The sequence below is a fragment of the Streptomyces sp. NPDC102437 genome (assembly GCF_044765565.1).
GTDB lineage: Bacteria > Actinomycetota > Actinomycetes > Streptomycetales > Streptomycetaceae > Streptomyces.
On the sequence record NZ_JBIWKI010000114.1, the window covers coordinates 1 to 5,296 of the forward strand.

Here is a 5,296-nt window from a genome sequence, read left to right on the forward strand (position 1 = left end):
CGGCCGAACTCCGCACCAAGCTGCTGAGCCTGCTGCGCACCTTCATCGACTGACCTCCGCACCGCCGTTCATGGGGCGGAATCTGCCGCAGGACGACTCCAGAATCTGGCAATACCCCGCAAAGAAGGCACTTTATGGACCCCGTACTCATCGCCGGAGCAGGCATCGGCGGACTCACCCTCGCGGCCGGACTCGCCGGCCGCGGCATTCCGGCCGTCGTCCTGGAGCAGGCCGAACAGCTCGCCCCTGTCGGAGCCGGCCTGACCGTGCAGCCCAACGCGCTGATGGCGCTGCGCCGTCTGGGCTTGGCCGAGCCTTTCGAAGCAGTCGGCGCGCGGCTGTCCACTGCCGCCGTCTATGACGCTCGCGGCCGCGTGTTGCTGCAGCCGAGCCCCACTCAGGCCGACGCCCTGCTGGCGGAGATCGGCGCCCCCGCCCTGGGCCTGCACCGCGCCACCATCCACCAGGCGTTGGTCAGCCAGCTCGGCACCAGCGAGCTGCGGCTCGCCTCGGCCGTCACTGCCGCCGACCCCGATCAGGCCACCGTCACCCTTGCCAACGGGCAAGAAGTACGCGGTTCCGTGCTGGTCGGTGCGGATGGCCTGCGCTCCACCGTCCGAACCGCGCTGCTGGGCGTCCAGGCACCCAGCTACAGCGGCTACTACTGCTGGCGTGGCGTCACCGACGCCAACCCTCTGCCCAGCGACTGGATCGGAGAGATATGGGGAGCGGGTCGCCGCTTCGGCGGATGCGTCATCGACGGTGGCCGCCTGTACTGGTTCCTGTGCGCCAACGGCCCCGCCGGCGGGAAAGACACCGATATCCGTGCCGCGCTCACCCGGGCCACGGCCGAGTTCCCCGATTACGTCCGCCAGGCCGTCAAGGACACCCCCGTCAGCGCCATCCGCCGCGACGACATCCGCGACCGCCCGCCAGTCATGCAGTGGGGCCGGGGCCGCACCACCCTGCTCGGCGACGCCGCCCATCCCATGACCCCCAACCTGGGCCAGGGCGCGTGCCAGGCCATCGAGGACGCTCTCGCCCTCACCGACCTGATCACCGAGTACGGCCCCACCTCCGACACCCTGCGCCGCTACGAACGCTTCCGCCAGCCCAGGGCCAACGCCGTCGTCAAGGCCGCCAACCAGCTCGGACGCATCGCTCACTGGAGCACGCCCACACGCACCCGGGTACGCAACACCCTCGTCCGCCTGACCCCGGCCTCCGTCCTGGTACGCCAGCTGCGCACCTCCTGGCGGCTGCCCGAGATTACGAGCTGACCCCCAGGCACCCCTCTCCACTCACGCCGATTCACCGGAAGCGAGCACATGCACGACCTCGACACCGACACCGGCCGTATCCCCCTCTCGGTCCTCGGCCTGGGCCTGATGGGCCAGGCCCTCGCCTCGGCCTTCCTGGGCCACGGCCACCCCACCACCGTGTGGAACCGCACGCACGCCAAGGCCGAACCCCTCACCGCGCAGGGCGCCCAGCACGCCTGGACCGTCCGTGACGCCGTCACGGCCGGCCCGCTCGTGGCCATTTGCGTCTCCGACTACGACAACGTGCGTGACATCCTCGAACCCGTGAGCCGGGACCTGGCCGGCCGCACCCTGGTCAACCTGACCTCGGGCACCTCACAAGCGGCACGCGAGACGGCCAAGTGGGCGATGCGCCAAGGCGCCTCCTACCTCGACGGCGCGATCATGGCCGTACCCCCGGCGATCGGCACCGCGAACGCCACCATCCTCTACAGCGGTCCAACCACCGCGTTCGGCCAGCACCAGCAGGCACTCAGCAGCCTCGGTGGCCCCGTGTACGTCGGCGCAGACCACGGCCTGCCGTCCCTGTTCGACGCGGCCGCACTGAGCTTGGTGTGGAGCACCCTCAACGGCTTCCTGCACGGCGCTGCCCTGCTCGGCAAGGCAGGAATCCCCGCAACCGCATTCGCCCGCCTCGCCAAGACAGGCATCGAAACCGTAGCCGACTGGCTGCCCGGCTATGCACAGCAGATCGACGACGGCACCTACCCGGCCACCGACTCCACCGTCAACACGAACCTGACCGGAATGAAACACCTCCTCCACGAAAGCCACGCCGCCGACATCAACACCGAACTACCCGAACTCCTCGCGACCCTGGCCGAACGGGCAGTGGACAAGGGACACGGCAACAACAGCTACGCAGCGATCATCGAACAGCTCCGCCACCCCACGCCGTAACCGACAGCCACCAACTGGTCCTGACCGGTGGTGATGCGTTGATCGCTTGAGTGCGCCTTCGTTTGCCGGCCGGGCCGTGGACCTTCGTCCAGGCGTGCCGAAGCCCGCGCGGGCGCGGCGGGCACGAAGGGTTTTCCCGGCGGTGAGGAGAGCCGGGGGCATTGTCAGTGGGGCCGTCTACTGTGCCGACCATGTCTGATGATCTGCGGAGCGGTGGCCTGCGGGCTGAACCCCCGACTGCGGATGAGGGGTCGTTGGATGCAGGCCGTCGAAAGCGACCGGCTTCCCATTCACCCCGTTCTGCCAACGGAGACGCCGGTCCAATCGATGCTCCATTGTGCGAGCCGCGCGGGGCGCAAGTCTCCCGCAATGCCCGCCGTCCACTCAGCGGGAGCCGCCACGAGCGCTTTGTCACGCAGCGCTGTCGACTGGTCGGCCGTCCTGCTGCTCGCGCGTATCTGGGCACCCTGCTGACATCCCTCGCCGACGGGGGTTCGCGGCTGCGGAGGTCGAGAAGGAGGAGTTCGTGGTGCACGACGACGACCTTGTCATGGACGAAGGCCGGACAGTCGCGGATGGGAGCGGTGCCGCATGACGAAGGGCGATCGGAACCGTTCGGTTCCCCTGGCTGCGGAGAGGGCGGTCAAGGGCTGGGAACCTCCTGCGGGGGAGTTCGACTGCCGATCGCGGGCCGGGGAGCCGGAGTTCGCGGACCTGGCACAGGCCGTGCGCTGGCGGACCGCGCGGCGGGCGGCGATCGATCACGTGCTCGCTCTGATCGCCGGATCGTGGTGGTGCGACAGTCTGGTGCTGCGGGGCAGCCTGCCACTGCAGGCATGGGCCGGTGAGCGGGCCCGGGAGCCGGCGGACCTCGACTGGGTGGTCGTTCGCGACATGCTCAACGGGGGCTGGCCGTACGGAAACCTCATCGATCTGACCCGCACCTGGCCCGCCGTAGCGGACGCGATGGAGCCCGCAGACGATGCGCACGGCATTCATGGGACCTGGGATGTGAAATATCCGTCGGCGGACCTGGACCGGCTGCTGGAGGCCGCCTCGGCGGACGAGGACGCCGAGTCGCCGTACATGGACCTGCTTGACCAGATCAGGCAACGGCCCGAGGCACCGGGCGGCGTGATGCTCGACGCCGATCAGGCGTACGCGGAGTCGAACGACGGAGGATGGTTCTACCACGGGCCGGGGGTGCGGCTGGAAGTGCCCTGGCGGGCATCCGGGTTGCCGTCCGGCCGGATACGCTTGGACTTCGCCACCGACGACATGTTCTCCGACCCGCCAGAGCCGGCAGTGTTGCCAGTCGGCTCCGGCCGGCCGCCCGCCGTCGTCCTGACGGCCAGCCGGGAACTCTCGCTCTCCTGGAAGATCCTCTGGTTGCAAGTCGAGTCCGAGGAGGACGGCGGCGCCCAGGGCAAGGACCTCTACGACGCCGTCCTCCTGGCCGAGGACCGCCATACCAGCCTGTCCACAAACCTCCTCGAAGACGTCCTGTCCGGCGGTTACGGCCACACAGACGTGAAAGACTTCCACCCGGACCAGGCGCACCAATGGTCAGTGGCATGGGAAAAATTCCAGGCCGAGTACCCCTGGGTGCAGGGGAGCGCGAAGGAGTGGTTGTCCCGATTGTCCGGGGCACTCAGTTCGATGTTCGCGGCGGTGGTCTCCACCAAGGCCGACATCGAGGTCGGCGACTCGGTGACCATCAGCGGTGGCCCCTTCGCCACTTTCCAGGCGATTGTCAACGAGGTCAGTCCCCACTCGAGAAGGGTCAGGGCTCTGATCCATTTCTTCGGCCGGGAAACCCTGGTCGACCTCTCCTTCGACCACGTGCAGAAGAACTGAAGAGCAGGTGGGTGAGCGTGGTCGAGTATGCCCGCGCCGGAGCCGCTGAAGTTCAGCACACCCAGGGGCCCGGCACTGCTGGAGAGTGAGCACGGTCCGGTCCTGCGCGGCCGCCTCGGCGGCCTTGCGCACATCGCCTCCACTCCCGTTCCTGTTCGCCTTCCGGCGTGACGCGCCTGGGGGGCCAGCCACCGTAGCGGCCGGCCCCCAGGGTGCTTGGTTGCGGGCCGGATCAGCCCCCGAAGTAGTTGGCCTTGTCCGAGTCGTTGAACGCCTGGCGGCCCAGGGTGAGGGCTGCCACCGGGTGGATGCTGACCTGCGGCACGAAGCTGCTGGTTCCTGACGCCTCGGTGGGGGTGTCCTCGATGGCAGGCTGCGTGGCGGGGGTGATCTGCTCGGTCATGACCGGCCTCCCTTGTCTCGTGGTGGATGTGGGGGTGGTGCTGCCTCTATGCCACCGCGAACGAAGATCCGTTCCCAGAGATGGAGTTGGGCACTTGCTGGGAGTGGATCTGGTAGAAAGCTGGGACGTGCCTGGGACGTTCAGCCCCCGAGGAGGCCGAACACAGCCTGCTCATAGACGGCATACACCGTGGGGAGCCCGGCCAGGTGGGCGCGTTCGTCGACGCTGTGCAGGCCCTCGTACGGGACACCGAAGCCGGCTGTGGCCGCGATGCCCTCCCCAGCGAGGAGGTTGCCGATGTTCGACGGCCTCGCCGTCTTCGCCCGCACCGTCAGCCCGGCCTCGGACGCGGCGCCGAGCATCGCGGCGGCGGGCTGCTCGCCCTCGGCCAGGCGGAACGGTGGCCATGTGGCCGCCAGTGTGACCTCGGTGGGAGCCGGTGCAGGAAGTGCCGCGTCGAGTTCCGCTACGGTCTTGCGGACCAGGGTCTCGGCGTCGAGCGCGTCGAAGCCGGGGGTGGTGCGCACGTCGACGTTGATGTCGACACGGTCCGGGGTGACGGAGAATCCCTGGCCACCGTGGAAGGCCGTCACCGAAAGCTTCGGCGGCAGCGGAAACCCCGAGCCTCCACCGAGCGTTGTCACGTTGTCGGGGGTATAGGCGTCTGGCGGTGCGTCAGGGCGTGGTCGAGGCGGCTGTCGGCTGTCGGTCAGGCCGTCGCGGGCAGGCCGGCAGCGCCGGTGATCTGGTCCCAGACCGTGAAGCGGACGGTCATCTCGAGGCGGTGGTCGGGTGCGGTGCGGTGGTAACGGCC

Annotated in this window: 5 protein-coding genes; 3 read left to right on the forward strand and 2 right to left on the reverse strand. The window is 69.0% G+C overall.

Annotated features, from left to right (window positions below):
• The first annotated feature begins 134 nt into the window (after window positions 1-134).
• The 3 genes from ACIRJP_RS41915 (at window position 135) to ACIRJP_RS41925 (ending at window position 4,079) form a co-directional block, all read left to right on the forward strand.
• A complete protein-coding gene (locus ACIRJP_RS41915; protein ID WP_404186401.1) occupies window positions 135-1,280 on the forward strand; it encodes an FAD-dependent monooxygenase in 1,146 nt (381 codons plus the stop codon).
• Between the two features lie 48 nt (window positions 1,281-1,328).
• Window positions 1,329-2,222, forward strand: a complete 894-nt coding sequence (locus tag ACIRJP_RS41920) for an NAD(P)-dependent oxidoreductase (RefSeq protein ID WP_404186403.1) — start codon at window positions 1,329-1,331, stop codon at window positions 2,220-2,222.
• Between the two features lie 591 nt (window positions 2,223-2,813).
• Window positions 2,814-4,079: a nucleotidyl transferase AbiEii/AbiGii toxin family protein gene (locus ACIRJP_RS41925; RefSeq protein ID WP_404186405.1), complete on the forward strand. Its 1,266-nt coding sequence runs from the start codon at window positions 2,814-2,816 to the stop codon at window positions 4,077-4,079.
• Between the two features lie 232 nt (window positions 4,080-4,311).
• Here ACIRJP_RS41925 and ACIRJP_RS41930 read toward each other — a convergent pair whose 3' ends face one another.
• Entirely contained in the window at window positions 4,312-4,482 is a 171-nt protein-coding gene (locus tag ACIRJP_RS41930) for a hypothetical protein (RefSeq protein ID WP_404186407.1), read from the reverse strand.
• A 140-nt stretch (window positions 4,483-4,622) separates the two neighbouring features.
• The gene (locus tag ACIRJP_RS41935; RefSeq protein WP_404186409.1) at window positions 4,623-5,126 is read right to left on the reverse strand and encodes a peptidase dimerization domain-containing protein; all 504 of its coding nucleotides are present in this window, start codon (window positions 5,124-5,126) and stop codon (window positions 4,623-4,625) included.
• Between the last annotated feature and the right edge of the window lie 170 nt (window positions 5,127-5,296).

Excerpts from the sequence above, each read along its gene's own strand:
- ACIRJP_RS41930 (WP_404186407.1), bottom strand. The coding sequence starts at position 4,482 with ATGACCGAGCAGATCACCCCCGCCACGCAGCCTGCCATCGAGGACACC.
- ACIRJP_RS41920 (WP_404186403.1), top strand. The coding sequence starts at position 1,329 with ATGCACGACCTCGACACCGACACCGGCCGTATCCCCCTCTCGGTCCTC.
- ACIRJP_RS41925 (WP_404186405.1), top strand. The coding sequence starts at position 2,814 with ATGACGAAGGGCGATCGGAACCGTTCGGTTCCCCTGGCTGCGGAGAGG.
- ACIRJP_RS41915 (WP_404186401.1), top strand. The coding sequence starts at position 135 with ATGGACCCCGTACTCATCGCCGGAGCAGGCATCGGCGGACTCACCCTC.